Origin of the sequence: Enterobacter cloacae complex sp. S1 (genome assembly GCF_014930525.1) — a bacterium.
GTDB classification, from domain to species: Bacteria; Pseudomonadota; Gammaproteobacteria; order Enterobacterales; family Enterobacteriaceae; genus Enterobacter; species Enterobacter hormaechei_C.
On record NZ_JADBRE010000033.1, the window covers coordinates 39,940 to 55,415 of the forward strand.

Here is a 15,476-nt window from a genome sequence, read left to right on the forward strand (position 1 = left end):
AATCGTGGCAAAAACACTTTTACGCAGCGGTAATCTGGATGATTTTCAGGCCGTTGGCGGCGGCGGACAGGCCGTTTTTGAATCAGCGCTGCAAATCCGCGAAGCGCTTCGGTTGCGCAAACAACAGGCTATCGTTGATTGCCTGGCCATCCCCCAGGTCAACGACGGCGGCGATCGCGTTGACTGGTACTCCCCGGTTGAGGGAACCGTCTCCAGCTGGAAGGCGGCGGATGAAGATGATCGTTATCGCGCCCTGCGCTATCTGGAAAACACGCTCGCCAGCGTGGAGTCGCTGAGTAAAAAATGCCTTCAGTCACCGAAAACGGCGCAGCAACTGTTTGGCTCTCTGCTCTCAAAAGCCTTTCAGTTTCCCGGTGAAAACTTTGTTTTCCTGGTGGATGGCAAACCGGTGATCTGCTTCTGGGGTTTCGTCAACCTTAACGAGAACGCGCGCGACGACGTGCTGGACTGCCTGCGCGAATCGTTGGTCCCTGAACCTGAGCCAGTGGTGATTAACGAGCCTGAGCCTGAACCTGAGCCAGAACCGGCCCCGGTGGTGACCTTTGAGCAGGCCGACGCGCCGCTTATCAAGCCTGTGGCTACCGTCCGTATCACCGAAGATGAACTGTATACGCCAGAGCCGGTGCGCATGAACGCCGCGCCGCCAGAGCCCGCACCGGCGGCCATACAGAAAAAACGTCGCTCCCCCCTGTGGTTGCTGCCGGTTGCCGCCGTCATTATTGCAGCCATCGCCACCCCGCTGCTCTGGCCAAAACAGGCCCCGATCGCAGCGCCTGTTGCCACACCAGCGCCAGTACCCGTCGCCATTGCTCCGGCCCCCATAAAGACGGTTGAGCCGCTTGAACTGAAACTCCCGCTGCACCAGGCCGAAGTGGTAGAGCCGAAGGTGAAAACGCCTGCCCCGGCAGCCGAACCGGTGGTCATTACCGCGATACCGAAAGATGCGATGGTGATGGAGGCAAACCAGGTCAAAGCGGGGTTAACGCGCTTCCTGAACGGCACCTGGCGCGCGTTTCTCGATGTGCAGGATCCGCTCACCGGCAAACCGCCGTCGCTGCGCTACCAGATCCAGAACAATAAAGGTTTCGCCCGGGTCGTGCATGGCGACAACATTGTCTGCCGGGTAGACGTCTTTTCCGGATTACACAGCAACGGCGAGCTGTTGATCAAAACGCGCGGAAACGCTCGTTGCACCGACGGTTCACGCTATCCGATGCCGGAAGTGACCTGTAAGGCAGGTGCCAGCGATGTGGCGGAATGCACCGCACGTTACGATGCCAACACCGTCGTTCCTTTGACGTTCAAGAAAGCAGGTGTTTGATCCTATGCTGGTTAATCTTTGCGACTATAAACAGAGCGTGACGCTGATTGCTAACAGCGGCGTGCAGTTTCTCGATTTTGGCCTGACTCCGCAGGACACCGCCAGCAACGGGCGTTTCGTGCGTAAAACGGCAAATGGCCCGCTGCTGCGTCTGGATTTTGACCTGGTTAACGGCCGGTACACGCTCCCTGCCACCGATGGCGGGCAGCCGGAAGTGGTCAAGCCTGAAAGCACCATTCCACTGCATGACTCCCTGACCGTGCTGGACGGCGTCTGGCTGCCGATCCCTTTCCTGCGCTTTAACCCGCCGCGGACGTTTGTTGAAGGCCCGGATAACTGGGCGCGCGTCCAGGTACGAAAGCTTTCCACGCCCGACGCAGCTGGCAATACGCACCGGGTCACCGTCGCGCTCGACAGCCAGATTGCAGAGCATGCGACGTCTGCCCTGTCGCCGGTTGAAAACGATATCCTGAACGGCACGCGTTTCGCGCTCGCCTGGCGCGACAATGAGGTTGAGAGTTTCCTCGACCAGACCTGGATTGACGGCTGGCTGCGAGAAGCCTTCACCCAGTTTGCCGACGGGGTTGAAAAACGCTCCGAGCGCGAGCTGCATCAGGCCATGCGCAGCTTTGAATATCAGGCGCACTGGCTCAACCTGCTCTCCATGCTCGGTGAACAACTCACCGTGCCGGAAGTGAAGTTTGTCACCCATACCCTGAGCACCCCTGCTATTCCTGTCGATCTGATCCTTGACGTAGGCAACACCCACACCTGCGGCGTGATTATTGAAGATCATGGTGATGCCAACGACGGCCTGCGCCAGACGGCTGAACTTCAGGTACGATCTCTGAGTGAGCCGCAGTTCCTGAATGAGCCGCTGTTTACCAGCCGACTTGAGTTTTCTGAAGCGCGTTTTGGCAAACAGCACTTCTCCGTGGAAAGCGGCCGGGAGGATGCGTTCGTCTGGCCGTCGATTGTCCGCGTGGGTGATGAAGCGCGTAAGCTGGCGATGCAGCGTCTGGGCACGGAAGGCAACAGCGGCATCTCCAGCCCGCGTCGCTATCTGTGGGACGAGACGCCGGTGGTGCAGGACTGGCGCTTTAGCCAGATGAACAGCAAAACCCAGCGCGAACCGCTGGCAACTGCGTTTCCGCTGATGAACCTGATGAACGACGACGGGGAACCGCTCTTTACGCTGCCGCAGGATGAGCGCCTGCCGGTGTTCTCTCCGCAGTACAGCCGCAGCACCCTGATGACGCACATGCTCTGCGAGCTGCTGGCTCAGGCGCTTGGCCAGATTAACAGCGTGGCCACCCGCCTGCGGCTCGGCTTCCCGGCCTCTCCGCGCCAGCTGCGGACGCTGATCCTCACCCTGCCGTCGGCAATGCCGAAACAGGAGCGCGAGATTTTCCGTCGCCGCATGTTCGAAGCCATCGCCATCGTCTGGAAAGCGATGGGCTGGCACCCGCAGGATGAAGATTTTGCCAGCCGCAAGCAGCAGGAAAAAAGCGTGGTGCCGGTCCCTGAGATCCAGATGGAGTGGGACGAGGCCAGCTGCGGCCAGCTGGTGTGGCTGTATAACGAAGCCATTTCCCATTTTGGTGGCCAGACCGAGGCCTTTTTCGCCTCCCTCGCCCGTCCGGATCGCGCGCCTGAGCCTGGCGTCCAGCCGGGGCGTGCGCTGCGCGTGGCCTCGATTGATATCGGCGGCGGCACGACGGATATGGCCATCACGCACTATCAGTTAGATGATGGTTCCGGGAATAACGTCAAAATCACCCCGCAGCTGCTGTTCCGCGAAGGGTTCAAGGTCGCTGGCGACGACACGCTGCTGGACGTGATCCAGCGCTACGTTCTGCCCGCCCTGCAAACCCAGCTTCAGAAATCCGGCATAGCCGATGCCTCCCAGCTGATGGCATCCCTGTTCGGTGACTCCGGGCGGATCGATACCCAGGCGGTCCTGCGCCAGCAGACGGCGCTTCAGCTCTTTATGCCGATCGGTCACACGATCCTGGCGGCGTGGGAATCGAGCGATGTTGACGATCCGCTGGCCGGGCTGCATGCCACCTTTGGCGATCTGCTTGCGCAAAAACCGACGCGCAACGTGATGAATTATCTCCAGCAGGCGATCGACCATGCGTTGCCTGCCGGCTCAGAACACTTTGATCTGTTCAGCGTACCGCTGCACGTCAGCTTCCGGGAGATGCGGGACGCCATGCTGGCGGGTCAATTCACGCTTGCCGCCCCGCTTCATGCGGTATGTGAGGCGATCTCTCATTACAGCTGCGATATCCTGCTGATCACGGGACGGCCGGGCTGTCTGCCGGGCGTTCAGGCCTTGATTCGCCACCTGCAACCGGTGCCCGTCAACCGCATCGTCTGGCTGGATAAATACCAGGTTCATGAATGGTATCCGTTCAGCCAGCAGGGACGGATCGGCAACCCGAAATCCACCGCTGCGGTGGGAGCGATGCTCTGTAGCCTGGCGCTGGATCTTCGTCTGCCGCGCTTTAACTTTAAAGCAGCGGATATCGGCGCGTATTCTACGGTGCGCTATCTGGGCGTGCTGGATAACACGATCAATACCCTGCGGGACGAGAACGTCTGGTATCACGATATCGACCTCGATAAACCCGGCGCGAAACTGGACGCCCGTCTGCACTTCCCGCTGCGCGGCAACGTTACGCTCGGCTTCCGGCAGTTGGCCAATGCCCGCTGGCCCGCTACGCCGCTCTATACCCTGAGCATCAACTCAGCCGAGCTGGCGAAAGCCATTGCGGGCGACGGCGTACTGAACGTGCGCCTGAAGCTGCGTGGCGGCACTAAGCAGGAAGGCCCGGAATCTTTCGAGCTGAGTGATGCCTGGCTACAGGACGGCACGCCAGTGCCGCCGGATGCCCTGACCTTTAAACTGAATACTCTGGCCGATCGCCGACACAGCGGCAGCCACTACTGGATCGACAGCGGGAGCGTATACCTTAAATGACTGCGACGACTGCCACCACTCAGGCCTTAATCGGGTGGATCAACGAGACGCGACAGCACGCCCCGATGCTGGATAACGAAGCCGACGCCCTGCTTGCCCGCCTTAACGCAGTAAGCGCGCGTGAAGAGGCGCTCGATCGCGCCCTTGTCAGCCAGGGCAGTATCGGCTTATATGGCCACTCGCAGGCCGCGAAAGCGCACCTGCTGGCTGCTCTTTGCGGCAGCGGGGACGAACGGCTGAACGTTACGCCGGGTCAACGCACGTTTGATTACTTCTCGCATATTAACCCCGGGCATGCACCGACCAACATGGCCGTGCGTTTCAGCAGAGCGTCCCGCGAGGTCGCAGACGACGCGTTTCCCTTACGCCTGCGCCTGGTAACGGAGGCCGAGCTGGTGCAGCTGTTTATCGCGCGCACCACGCTGGATCCGCAGATCCGCGCGGTGGATAAATTGGTGATTGAAGCCCGGCTTGAGAAGTGGCGGGCGCTGCGTCAACCGCAGAGCGTGCCGGGAATGACGGCGCGGGAAGTCGCGACCATTGCCCGGTTCTGGCAAAGCGTAGTACCCGGCGCTAAGCAGCATATTGATGATGCCCTGTGGCACCAGTTTGCCCTGCTGGTTCCGTCGCTTGATCTCAGCACCCGCGCCAGCGTCTGGTCTCTGCTGTGGGGTGAGCAGCAGGAGTTAACCCAGCAGTGGCTTAAATTCGCCCAGGTGCTGCATCAAACCAGCCATGCCAGCGCGCTTGCGGCGCCGTTGAGTCTGCTGGTGGACAGCTTTGGTCTGCCCTGCGAAGGCTTCCTTACGCACGGGGCGTTTACCGTGCCGGAAGCACAGGAAACACTGCTTCATCCGGTAAAAAACGGCGAGCTGCTTAACGCCATTAGCCTGCCCGTCGATGTACTGGCATCTCTGACCCGCGAAGTGGTGCTGCCCGTTGAGAACTGCGTGCTGGATAACGTTGACGTCATTGATATCCCTGCCATTTCTGAGGAAAACACGCCGCTGATGATGCAGGCAAAATGCCTGTGGTTGCTGGAGCATTATCGTCAGCACATTCAGCCGGATATCCTGGTTATCTGCAATGCGACGGCGCACCACCAGCAGACCGCGAAAACGGCAAGGCTCCTGCAAAACTGGGTCAAAGAGACGCAGCCGGTTGAAGAATCCGCGTTGCCGGGGCTGGTCTGGGCCATTACCCCTCATGATGCGCGGTTTACCACAAAGCAGAATCTGGACGAAGCGGTGCAGCAATTGCTGGGCCAGCCGGGCCTGCGCTGGGGCACGCTCCAGGCGCTCGATACCCACAGCATGCAGCGGGTGATTGAGTGGCTGTCGCAGGCTACCCTGCCGGCACAGCGCCAGAAGCGTCTCCGCGCGCTAAAAAGGCTGTTACAAGAGTCGGTGTCGACGCTGATGCGCCCATATGTCGCGCCTCTCACTCAGGAGCCAGGCGCAGGGCGGGCACAGGCCGAAAAAATGGTCCGAACGCTGCAAGGCAGTGCCGCTCGTCATGGTGAACTGCTTGAGGGGCTTCTGCCGCCGTTAAACGCGTTTGAGACGCTGCTGACCGTTCACCAGCCTCGTGAGGAACAGGTCAACGGCCTGTTTAACGATGTTATCGATCTGTTTGCGGAAGAGACGCAGGAAAATCCAGGCGCGTTGCAGACCAAAGACAAGGCGCGGCTGGCCCATAACGTGTGGGTTAACCATCTTCGTCAGTGGAGTCGCAACGACGCGGCGGCTGCCCGTCTGGGCCTGGACGCAGAGGTATTACAGCAGATTGCGGATGTGCTGATCGTTACCAGCTACCGGCTGGATCTGCCGCTGCAACTGCAACGCATTGCAGAAAAAGATAAAAGCAGTGCCGCGCAGCTGCATGCCGCGACAGGCAATTTCATTAGCTGGCTTGGCTATGAAATGACGCCCGTTTCTGAACGGCCTGCAAGCCGGATCCGCAAAGGTCAGCCAATTTTTGTGACGCCAGTTGTGAGCAGCGCTTCACCCCGTCTTACCCGACTTGGCGAGCAGCCTGTCCATGCGGCGACAGCCTATGTTTATGACTGGCTGGTTGCGCTCTACACACGCGCGATTGAGAACGTGGATTATCAGTGCCCGTATGACGTTCAGCCTGCTGCGCGGAAAGCCTTGTCTGCCCTGCTGTCTTAATCATTGCAGCCCGCAGCAATGCGGGCTACCCCTTCATGAGCCGTTTATGAAGCCAGATAAAGCCTGAGCCAACGCTGACGGGTTTTCCCAGGACATTGAATGGCCCGCATCAGGGATAATTTTTACAGCAACGCCGTTTTGTTGCAGGCGATTAAAATCGTCATCAGGCAGGGATCGCTCACCAAAAACTAACATTACCGGGCAGCTCAATGACAAGAACAGGCGTGCCCAGTCAGGTTTAACGCCCTCGACCAGGCTTGTTGCGCCGCGCCAGACGGCCCAGGGGGCATTGCTTTGAAGGCTTCCAGCCCACGGCGACGTTTCCGCCCGCAGCATGTCATCATAGCCCTGAGCCAGAAAATGTTGTTCCGTTTGGGCCGCAATTGCTCGGCTGAACATCCCGCCACCCGCATGAAAATTGGGTTCAGATACTATCAGGCCCTTAACGCGCGACGTTAACAGTGCTGCCGTTTCGATCGCGATACTCCCCCCCATGCTATGACCATACAGCCATAGACTATCCAGGCCGAGATGGTTTAACAATTCAACCACCACCTGCGCCTGTTCGCTCGTGCGATAACGGTAGTTGTCAGGTTTGTCACTGTAACCGCTACCGGGAAGATCGATCAGAATGGCTCTGCGCCCCCCGAAACGGGTATCACAGACAATACGAGGATATTCATACGACGATGCACAGCCCAACCCGTGGATAAACACAACCGGGTCACCGACACCGGGAAGATCTTGCCAGCGCACAGTGCAGCCTGCTTGCTGCGAATAGAAACTGTTCATAAGCACTCCATGTATGAAGGACTGTATATTTATACAGATTCAATGTATGGAATGCTATGTCTTGATGCCGATTCTGGAAGCGTGCTTCAGAAAAGAGAGATCAACAGGGCAACAGGAAAGCTCATCGGCCAGGTGGAACCCACCAGGAATGCGCTCAACAGGCGAATACGTTTACGATCTTTAGACAGGAACCAGGTGATTAATGCGCAGATGGAGGCCATGATTGCGTAGAACACCAACATCTTTTGATACAACGTCATTCTGTTTACCTGAGCCGAAAAATAACCGCACGCAATATGCGTCATATGTTGACACAGATCAAGTTTTTTCGTTACATCATAACCACTTAAATACTAAGGATAATAACAACTGAGTACCTTGTGTAACAACGCCGGGTAAAGCAAAACGGTTATTATTGATAAGATGCATATTAAATGCACTTTTTGATAAATCCATCCCCTCAGAAAGCAGTTTAATAACAGCAGGCTTTTAAGGGAGGAAACATGCTACGCATTCCGCAGAGTTGCATTCACACCCGTTCCACGCCTTTCTGGAACAAAGAAACGGCCCCCGCCGGCATTTTTAAACGTCACCTTGATACGGGCACGCGTCCGGGCGTTTACCCTCGCCTGTCGGTGATGCGTGGCGCAGTGCGTTATCTGGGCTATGCTGATGAATTTACCTCTGAGCCTGACAGCGAGCTCGTCATTGAAGCGGGTCGTTTCGGCGTTTTCCCGCCAGAGAGATGGCACCACATTGAGGTGATGACCGACGACACCCTGTTCAATATTGAATTCTTTGTTGAACCTGAGGTGCTTAAGTCCCTTTAAGCGCCCGCCAACATGAAGGAAACTATGATGTTACGTATTCCTGAAAACTTTGTTCATACCCGCTCGACGCCGTTCTGGAATAAAGAGACCGCCCCAAAAGCGCTTTTTACCCATCACAACACCAAAGCCGGCGTGTACGGTCGGTTATCCGTCATGCAGGGTGCAGTGCGTTACTTTGGCTTTGCCGATGGCGACGCCACCGAACCCGATCTGGAAGTGGTCATTGAGGCCGGTTCTTTTGGCATCTCCCCACCGCAAAAATGGCACCGCATTGAGCTACTGACCGACGACACCTATTTTAATATCGATTTTTTCGCGGATCCTGCCGTCACGCTCAGCGGTGCGGGCATCGGTAAAGTGGTCAACACGCATAAGGAGTAAATAATGGGTAAGGCTACCTATACCGTGACCGTCACCAACAACAGCAACGGCGTGTCGGTGGATTATGAAACAGAAGCGCCAATGGAGCTGTTGATCCCGGACGTCGCGGCAGATGTCGTGAAGGATCTGGTGAACACCGTTCGCGCCTACGATACGGAAAATGAACACGAGGTATGTGGCTGGTAAGCTGAATCGCCCGGCACTGCGCCGGGCATGAGAGTTTAGTGTTTGATCATTACATGCCGGACTACCGTGTAATCCTCAAGTCCGTAGACCGACATATCTTTGCCATAACCGGATAACTTCATCCCGCCGTGCGGCATTTCGCTCACCAGCATAAAATGGGTATTGACCCAGGTGCAGCCATACTGCAACCGTGCGCTGAGGCGATGGGCGCGTCCGACGTCTTTGGTCCAGACGGACGAGGCCAGGCCGTATTGCGAATCGTTAGCCCAGTTCAGCACCTGCGCTTCATCCTCAAATTCTGTCACGCTGACCACCGGACCAAACACTTCTCGCTGGACGATCGCATCTTCCTGCTTCGCCCCGGCCAGCAGCGTTGGCTGGAAGTAATATCCTGCCCCCTCTCTTTTACTGCCACCGGTGACGACGCGGATATGTCCAAGGGTTTTGGCTTCGTCCACGGCAGCACAAACGCGGGAAAGATGCGCTGCGGAGCTGAGCGGGCCCAGCTCGGTTGACGCATCGTCCGGCGCGCCCATTTTCAGGCTGGCAACGGCTGCGCCCAGCTTTTCGACCAGCGCGGGGTAAATCCCCTTCTGGGCATAGATACGACAGGCTGCGGTACAATCCTGACCAGCATTGTAGAAACCAAACGTACGCACGCCTTCAACCACGGCATCCAAATCTGCATCGTCAAAGACAATGACCGGGGCTTTTCCGCCCAATTCCATATGGGTACGTTTAACTGAAGATGCGGTATGCCCGATAATATGTTCTCCGGTAGCAATAGAGCCGGTGAGAGAAACCATACGGACTTTTTCGTGACCGGTCAGCGGATCTCCTACGGTTTTGCCGCGACCAAACAGCACGTTCAGCACGCCTGGCGGGAGGATATCTTTCGCCAGTTCCGCCAGCTTCAGCGCCGTCAACGGGGTGATTTCAGACGGCTTGATGACGACACAGTTTCCCGCCGCCAGCGCGGGCGCCAGCTTCCACGCCGCCATCATCAGAGGGTAGTTCCAGGGCGCAATAGAGGCGACAACGCCAACCGGGTCGCGGCGGATCATTGAGGTATGTCCTTCGAGGTATTCTCCGGCAGCCAGCCCGTTCAGGCAGCGGGCGGCCCCGGCAAAGAAGCGAAACACATCGACCACGGCCGGGATCTCATCTCCCTGAACACAGTGCAGCGGTTTCCCGCAGTTAAGGGACTCCACTTTTGCGAACGCGTCAGCGTTGGCTTCTATCACATCAGCCAGTTTCAACAGACATTCGGCGCGCGTTTTCGGCGTCGTTTGTCCCCACTCTGTGAACGCGCGATCGGCAGCCTGGACGGCAGCGTCCACCTGTGCTGCCGACGCTTCAGCAATCTCCAGCAGCACTTCACCCGTGGCAGGATTATAAACCGCCTGCTTCTCACCTTCGCCGGTCACCAGTTCACCATTAATCAGCAATTGATTTTGCATAGCATCGTCCTGTTGAAATCGACATTGTTTTCGCTGTCAGCACACGTTCTGGCGGGCAGAAACGCGACAACGTCACGTTACCAATCCGCGCTCCCTTACTAAAGGTAGACCGCGCGTCATGTCGCTTCAGGAATTTTCATCAAGGTGTGACTGGGTGCAGCATCATTTCGCGGATTAACCCCGCCAGCTGGACGACCGCCTGCTCCTCCCGCTCGCCCCAGCCCCATGAGGTATTGAAACGGAAAAACGGTGTCCAGATATTGGAGGTGGAAAACATCTTGCCGGGCGCAATGCTGATTTGATGGGTTAACGCCTTCTCACTCAACCGCCCCGCATCCAGCTGTTCAGGCAGTTCAAGCCATAAAAAGTAGCCGCTGTCGTTATGATGGATTTTGACGCCGGCAGGCATATGACGCAAAAGCGATTGCCAGGCCTGCTGTTTGCGTTCAGCAAGCGTGCGTCGCAGGCGACGAAGGTGGGCGTCGTAACGTTTGGTCGCCAGGTAATCCACCAGCGCCAGCTGCATGGGAGAGCTGGTGGACAACGTACTCATCAGCTGCAACTGCTGAATACGGCGCGCATGTTTTCCCGCCGCCACCCAGCCAATACGGAAACCAGCCACCAGACACTTGGAGAATGAGGAGCAGTGCAACGTCATATCTTGCTTATCCCAGGCCTTTGCCGGAAGCGGCTTTTCGCGGCCAAAGTAGAGTTCGCTGTAAACATCGTCTTCAATCAGCGTGACGTTATGCCGGGTGAGTAAGGCCACCAGCTGAGCTTTCTTCTCTGCACTCAGCGTGAAGCCGAGCGGGTTCTGACTGTTGGTCATCAGCCAGCAGGCTTTCACCGGATAATCATTTAACGCCTGCTCAAGGGCACTGAGATCGATGCCCTCACGCACGTCAGTGGCAACCGACAGCGCTTTCAGTTTCAGACGTTCAAGCGCCTGGAGTGCACCATAAAAACAGGGGTTTTCAACGATAACCCAGTCCCCTGGTTCAGTCACAGCCTGCAAACTGAGGTTAAGCGCCTCAAGCGCGCCCGCGGTGATCACAATTTCATCCGGGGAGATATTCATTCCCTGCTGAGCGTAGCGACGGGCAATGGCATGACGTAAGTCGACGTTACCCGGCGGCAGGTTTTCGATCACGCTCATGGCGGTAGCCGTTTTGCTGACGTTAGCCAGCGATCGGTTGAGTTGCTGAAGCGGGAAAAGGCGCGGATCGGGAAACGCCGAGGCAAAAGGGACAACGGAGGGGTCGCGGCTGGCCTGTAGCACGTCGAAAATATAGGTGTTGATGTCGACCACTTCATCGCGCATCACCTGCGCGGGCGGTGCAGGCTGGTGTGTGGTCGGGCGGGCGGCAACGTAATAGCCTGACTGCGGTCTGGCAACAATGCGCCCCTGACTTTCCAGCATCTGATACGCGTGGCCCACGGTCATAAAACTCATGCCGCTGCTTGCCACCTGCTCTCGTAGAGAAGGCAGCTTATCGCCCGGCAACCATACGCCAAGCTCAATCTGCGAGATAATTTGTTGCGCCAGACGCTGGTATTTTTTCATCAGATTCTCCTTATTGCTGACAGTGTATATCAGCAGGAGAAAAAGAGAAGATTTTGCTAACTGTTATAGGAAACGCGGCAGATTACTTGCGGTACTCTGTAATGTGATTCTGAGCAGAACGCGCTGCGGCCAGGTGGTCGAGCGTGATCATCGACGATTTGCAGAAAATGCATTTCGCGCCGAACGGATTTTTGTCAGACACATCAAAAGCTGAGGTGCGGTACTGCGAGCCATGACAGCATGGGCAGCGGAAATGGATATAAGAAGTCATAGGATTCTCCTGTAAACGTAAAAACGTAAATTACTCATGAGCCGATCAGGCAATAAATGGTTCGATACAAAACTAATCGGAATGTAGATAAAGACCCAAGAGAGGCTGCGGAGAGGCACAACGTGATGAGAACTGCTTTATAAAACTACGTCAGATATTTATTTGGATTCAAAACCAAAAATCCATTAACGCATGTTGCTGGCGACAAAGCAAGCTGTTTAATGCGTAAAAATCATAAAAAGAAATTTTTTATTCTTCCTTGTTACCTATATCAGCCAGATAAAGTTCAGCTTTTCCCACAACTGTTATAGATAAATTATCGATTTCTGCTTCTGATATCTCATTTGCCGCCTCTCTATCATAACAGTACACCGTTTAACATTGAGGCAGTGCATGTTTGGTTTAGATGCGTTTCATCTTGCGCGAATACAGTTCGCCTTTACCGTATCCTTTCATATTATTTTTCCGGCGATAACCATTGGCCTGGCGAGCTATCTCGCCGTGCTGGAAGGGCTGTGGTTGAAAACAAAAAATCCCGTCTGGCGCTCGCTGTACCATTTCTGGTCGAAGATCTTCGCCGTCAACTTTGGGATGGGCGTGGTCTCCGGCCTGGTGATGGCTTATCAGTTTGGCACTAACTGGAGTGGGTTTTCCCAGTTTGCGGGCAGTATTACCGGCCCCCTGCTGACCTATGAAGTGCTTACCGCGTTCTTCCTTGAGGCGGGGTTCCTCGGGGTAATGTTGTTTGGCTGGAATAAGGTCGGGCCAGGGCTGCACTTCTTTTCGACCTGCATGGTCGCACTGGGGACCCTCATGTCCACGTTCTGGATCCTCTCGTCAAACAGCTGGATGCAGACACCGCAAGGGTATGAAATCATTAACGGTCAGGTCGTTCCGGTGGACTGGTTTGCCGTGGTGTTTAACCCCTCCTTCCCTTACCGCCTGCTGCACATGTCGATAGCGGCATTTCTCAGCAGCGCGCTGTTTGTCGGTGCTTCCGCGGCCTGGCATTTGCTGCGCGGAAACAATACGCCCGCTATTCGCACCATGTTTTCCATGGCGTTGTGGATGACGTTGATCGTGGCCCCAGTCCAGGCGCTGGTGGGGGATATGCACGGGCTTAACACCTTAAAACACCAGCCAGCGAAAATAGCCGCCATAGAAGGCCACTGGGAGAATCCGCCGGGTGAGCCTACCCCACTGCTGCTATTTGGCTGGCCGGATATGGAGCAGGAACGGACCCGTTTTGGCCTGGAAATTCCCGCTCTCGGCAGCCTGATCCTGACCCACAGTCTCGATAAACAGGTTCCGGCATTGAAGGAGTTCCCAAAAGAAGATCGCCCGAACGCCACCATTGTCTTCTGGTCTTTCCGCATCATGGCCGGCCTGGGAATGTTGATGCTGCTCCTGGGCGTGACGGCAATCTGGCTGCGTTATAAACAGCGCCTTTATACCTCACGTTCCTTCCTGTGGTTTGCCCTGCTGATGGGGCCGTCCGGGCTGATCGCGATCCTCGCCGGATGGGTAACAACGGAGGTCGGCCGCCAGCCCTGGGTCGTCTATGGTCTACAGCGTACAAAGGATGCGGTTTCCGCGCATGGCGATCTGCACATGAGCGTCAGTTTGCTGGCCTTCTTCGTGGTTTATACCGCTGTATTCGGCGTGGGTTACAGCTATATGGTGCGTCTGATTAAAAAAGGGCCGCAGCCCCATGAATCCTTCGCGACTGAATCCGATGGCCGCCCTGCTCGTCCGCTTTCTGCCGTCACCACTGAATTTAAGGAGTAACCGTAATGGGTATCGATCTTTCCATTATCTGGTTCGTGATTATCGTTTTCGCCACGTTGATGTATATCGTGATGGACGGTTTTGATCTGGGGATAGGCATCCTGTTTCCGGCAACGCCGAATGCGGACGACCGAGACGTGATGGTCAATAGCGTGGCTCCCGTCTGGGATGGCAACGAAACCTGGCTGGTGCTTGGCGGTGCGGCCCTGTTTGGCGCCTTTCCTCTCGCCTATGCGGTTATCATCGACGCGCTAACCATTCCACTGACAATAATGCTGATCGGGCTTATATTTCGTGGCGTCGCCTTCGAATTTCGCTTCAAGGCCACTCCGGCGCACCGCCCGTTCTGGGATAAGGCCTTTATTGGCGGATCAATTGTGGCGACCTTTAGCCAGGGCATCACCGTCGGCGCGGTCATCCATGGGTTCAGCGTCACTGGTCGCGCTTACAGCGGTGGGCCGTTTGACTGGTTTACCGCGTTCAATTTTTTCTGCGGTGCGGGTCTTGTAGTGGCTTACGCGCTGCTAGGTTCAACGTGGCTGGTAATGAAAAGCGAAAATGCCCTGCAACAGCGGATGCGTCAGGTATCGAAAGTGCTTCTGCTCCTGCTTCTGGTATTCATTGCAGTAATCAGTATCTGGACCCCTCTCGCCCAACCAGCTATTGCTGCGCGCTGGTTTACGCTGCCGAATCTGTTTTATCTGCTGCCAGTGCCTGCGCTGGTTGCGATCCTGAGTCTGTGCCAGTGGCGCTGCCTGAACGATCCTGCGAGCCATACTCTGCCGTTTATTATGACATTAGGGCTGGTTTTTCTTGGCTTTAGCGGGCTTGGGATCAGCATCTGGCCGCATATTATCCCGCCGGACATTACCCTGTGGCAGGCCGCTGCGCCAGTCCAAAGCCAGGGCTTTATGTTAGTGGGTGCACTGTTGATCATTCCCGTGATTCTGGTCTACACCTTCTGGAGTTATTACGTTTTTCGCGGAAAAGTACAGCATGGGGAGGGTTATCACTGATGCAACAACCTGTATGGAAACGTTTGATGTGGCTTGCCATCATCTGGGGCGGCAGCGTTCTGGCGCTGGCCTGCGTAAGTATGCTCTTTAAAATGCTGATGGCCGCAGCCGGATTTAAATCGCACTAACTCACTGACCGGGTGCGCCGCCGCCCGGTCCCTTCCCGCACTTTCAGATAAACCCCATTAACACCCAGGAGGGTATGGTTACACTGAAAAAATATTTACGGTATTGATAGTTTGAGAAAAAAAATGAAAAAGCTCGCGGCAGTAAGTTTAATCAGCCTCGCACTGGCTGGATGCGTTAATCCTGGTAAAGCCTCCGTTCAGACCGAACAGCTAGAGAATCATCGTTTCGTTCTGGAGAATGTGGATGGCAAAGCGGTTAAAGGCGGGAAAACCCAGCCTGAAATTCGCTTCAGTGCGCAACCCAATATCAGCCTGATTAACAACATTGTCGTCTCCGGCACAATGTGCAACGGCTTCAACGGCCAGGGGAAACTGTCCGAAGGAGAGTTGACGGTCAAAACGCTGGCAATGACGCGGAAACTCTGCACCGAGCAGCAGCTAAATGAACTGGATCAGACCATCGCCGATATGCTACGCACAGGCGCACAGGTAGACCTGACCGAAGACCAGTTAACACTGGCGACAGCCAATAAGACATTGATGTTTAAGCGAGTTGAATAA

Annotated in this window: 15 protein-coding genes; 10 read left to right on the forward strand and 5 right to left on the reverse strand. The window is 56.0% G+C overall.

What is annotated here, in order from left to right; all coding sequences use genetic code 11:
• Positions 1-4: 4 nt before the first annotated feature.
• From IM290_RS19170 to IM290_RS19180, 3 genes are read left to right on the forward strand one after another with little or no spacing between them, the layout of a single operon-like run.
• Positions 5-1,342: an SrfA family protein gene (locus IM290_RS19170; protein WP_193042545.1), complete on the forward strand. Its 1,338-nt coding sequence runs from the start codon at positions 5-7 to the stop codon at positions 1,340-1,342.
• A gap of 4 nt (positions 1,343-1,346) precedes the next feature.
• Positions 1,347-4,328 (forward strand): virulence factor SrfB, encoded by a 2,982-nt coding sequence (locus IM290_RS19175; RefSeq protein ID WP_193042544.1) that lies wholly within the window; start codon positions 1,347-1,349, stop codon positions 4,326-4,328.
• A complete protein-coding gene (locus IM290_RS19180; RefSeq protein WP_193042543.1) occupies positions 4,325-6,499 on the forward strand; it encodes a virulence factor SrfC family protein in 2,175 nt (724 codons plus the stop codon). The genes IM290_RS19175 and IM290_RS19180 overlap by 4 nt, the downstream gene beginning before the upstream one ends.
• Before the next feature lie 33 nt (positions 6,500-6,532).
• On the opposite strand, the gene IM290_RS19185 is transcribed toward IM290_RS19180, so the two are convergent.
• Positions 6,533-7,291 carry an alpha/beta fold hydrolase gene (locus tag IM290_RS19185; RefSeq protein ID WP_193042542.1) on the reverse strand — a complete coding sequence of 253 codons (759 nt, stop codon included), beginning with the start codon at positions 7,289-7,291 and terminating at the stop codon, positions 6,533-6,535.
• Positions 7,292-7,377: 86 nt separating this feature from the next.
• Complete coding sequence (locus tag IM290_RS19190) at positions 7,378-7,551, reverse strand: GhoT/OrtT family toxin (RefSeq protein ID WP_003856960.1); 174 nt, start codon at positions 7,549-7,551, stop codon at positions 7,378-7,380.
• Between the two features lie 243 nt (positions 7,552-7,794).
• Between IM290_RS19190 and IM290_RS19195 the strand changes: the two genes are divergently transcribed.
• From IM290_RS19195 to IM290_RS19205, 3 genes are read left to right on the forward strand one after another with little or no spacing between them, the layout of a single operon-like run.
• Entirely contained in the window at positions 7,795-8,121 is a 327-nt protein-coding gene (locus IM290_RS19195) for a DUF1971 domain-containing protein (RefSeq protein ID WP_023303799.1), read from the forward strand.
• 27 nt (positions 8,122-8,148) lie between these two features.
• Positions 8,149-8,502 carry a DUF1971 domain-containing protein gene (locus IM290_RS19200; protein ID WP_003856958.1) on the forward strand — a complete coding sequence of 118 codons (354 nt, stop codon included), beginning with the start codon at positions 8,149-8,151 and terminating at the stop codon, positions 8,500-8,502.
• A gap of 3 nt (positions 8,503-8,505) precedes the next feature.
• Positions 8,506-8,688, forward strand: a complete 183-nt coding sequence (locus IM290_RS19205; protein WP_003856955.1) for a DUF1869 domain-containing protein — start codon at positions 8,506-8,508, stop codon at positions 8,686-8,688.
• Positions 8,689-8,723: 35 nt separating this feature from the next.
• Here IM290_RS19205 and patD read toward each other — a convergent pair whose 3' ends face one another.
• The 3 genes from patD to IM290_RS19220 form a co-directional block, all read right to left on the reverse strand.
• Entirely contained in the window at positions 8,724-10,148 is a 1,425-nt protein-coding gene (gene patD / locus IM290_RS19210; RefSeq protein ID WP_193042541.1) for an aminobutyraldehyde dehydrogenase, read from the reverse strand.
• A gap of 139 nt (positions 10,149-10,287) precedes the next feature.
• On the reverse strand, positions 10,288-11,712 hold the full coding sequence (locus tag IM290_RS19215; protein ID WP_017693361.1) for a PLP-dependent aminotransferase family protein: 1,425 nt from the start codon (positions 11,710-11,712) through the stop codon (positions 10,288-10,290).
• An 82-nt stretch (positions 11,713-11,794) separates the two neighbouring features.
• On the reverse strand, positions 11,795-11,983 hold the full coding sequence (locus IM290_RS19220; protein ID WP_017693360.1) for a hypothetical protein: 189 nt from the start codon (positions 11,981-11,983) through the stop codon (positions 11,795-11,797).
• 393 nt (positions 11,984-12,376) lie between these two features.
• On the opposite strand from IM290_RS19220, the gene IM290_RS19225 reads away from it, so the two are divergent.
• From IM290_RS19225 to hslJ, 4 genes are all read left to right on the forward strand, one after another.
• Positions 12,377-13,771, forward strand: a complete 1,395-nt coding sequence (locus IM290_RS19225) for a cytochrome ubiquinol oxidase subunit I (protein ID WP_015570438.1) — start codon at positions 12,377-12,379, stop codon at positions 13,769-13,771.
• 5 nt (positions 13,772-13,776) lie between these two features.
• Positions 13,777-14,787 (forward strand): cytochrome d ubiquinol oxidase subunit II, encoded by a 1,011-nt coding sequence (gene cydB / locus IM290_RS19230; RefSeq protein WP_015570437.1) that lies wholly within the window; start codon positions 13,777-13,779, stop codon positions 14,785-14,787.
• The gene (locus IM290_RS19235; RefSeq protein WP_017693358.1) at positions 14,787-14,915 is read left to right on the forward strand and encodes a DUF2474 domain-containing protein; all 129 of its coding nucleotides are present in this window, start codon (positions 14,787-14,789) and stop codon (positions 14,913-14,915) included. The genes cydB and IM290_RS19235 overlap by 1 nt, the downstream gene beginning before the upstream one ends.
• 123 nt (positions 14,916-15,038) lie before the next feature.
• On the forward strand, positions 15,039-15,476 hold the full coding sequence (gene hslJ / locus IM290_RS19240) for a heat shock protein HslJ (protein ID WP_193042540.1): 438 nt from the start codon (positions 15,039-15,041) through the stop codon (positions 15,474-15,476).

What these genes read in the sequence shown, in the direction of transcription:
- IM290_RS19220 (WP_017693360.1), bottom strand. Translation starts at nt 11,983, where the DNA reads ATGACTTCTTATATCCATTTCCGCTGCCCATGCTGTCATGGCTCGCAG.
- patD (WP_193042541.1), bottom strand. Translation starts at nt 10,148, where the DNA reads ATGCAAAATCAATTGCTGATTAATGGTGAACTGGTGACCGGCGAAGGT.
- IM290_RS19190 (WP_003856960.1), bottom strand. Translation starts at nt 7,551, where the DNA reads ATGACGTTGTATCAAAAGATGTTGGTGTTCTACGCAATCATGGCCTCC.
- IM290_RS19180 (WP_193042543.1), top strand. Translation starts at nt 4,325, where the DNA reads ATGACTGCGACGACTGCCACCACTCAGGCCTTAATCGGGTGGATCAAC.
- IM290_RS19235 (WP_017693358.1), top strand. Translation starts at nt 14,787, where the DNA reads ATGCAACAACCTGTATGGAAACGTTTGATGTGGCTTGCCATCATCTGG.
- IM290_RS19205 (WP_003856955.1), top strand. Translation starts at nt 8,506, where the DNA reads ATGGGTAAGGCTACCTATACCGTGACCGTCACCAACAACAGCAACGGC.
- IM290_RS19215 (WP_017693361.1), bottom strand. Translation starts at nt 11,712, where the DNA reads ATGAAAAAATACCAGCGTCTGGCGCAACAAATTATCTCGCAGATTGAG.
- hslJ (WP_193042540.1), top strand. Translation starts at nt 15,039, where the DNA reads ATGAAAAAGCTCGCGGCAGTAAGTTTAATCAGCCTCGCACTGGCTGGA.
- IM290_RS19195 (WP_023303799.1), top strand. Translation starts at nt 7,795, where the DNA reads ATGCTACGCATTCCGCAGAGTTGCATTCACACCCGTTCCACGCCTTTC.
- IM290_RS19185 (WP_193042542.1), bottom strand. Translation starts at nt 7,291, where the DNA reads ATGAACAGTTTCTATTCGCAGCAAGCAGGCTGCACTGTGCGCTGGCAA.
- IM290_RS19200 (WP_003856958.1), top strand. Translation starts at nt 8,149, where the DNA reads ATGTTACGTATTCCTGAAAACTTTGTTCATACCCGCTCGACGCCGTTC.
- cydB (WP_015570437.1), top strand. Translation starts at nt 13,777, where the DNA reads ATGGGTATCGATCTTTCCATTATCTGGTTCGTGATTATCGTTTTCGCC.
- IM290_RS19175 (WP_193042544.1), top strand. Translation starts at nt 1,347, where the DNA reads ATGCTGGTTAATCTTTGCGACTATAAACAGAGCGTGACGCTGATTGCT.
- IM290_RS19225 (WP_015570438.1), top strand. Translation starts at nt 12,377, where the DNA reads ATGTTTGGTTTAGATGCGTTTCATCTTGCGCGAATACAGTTCGCCTTT.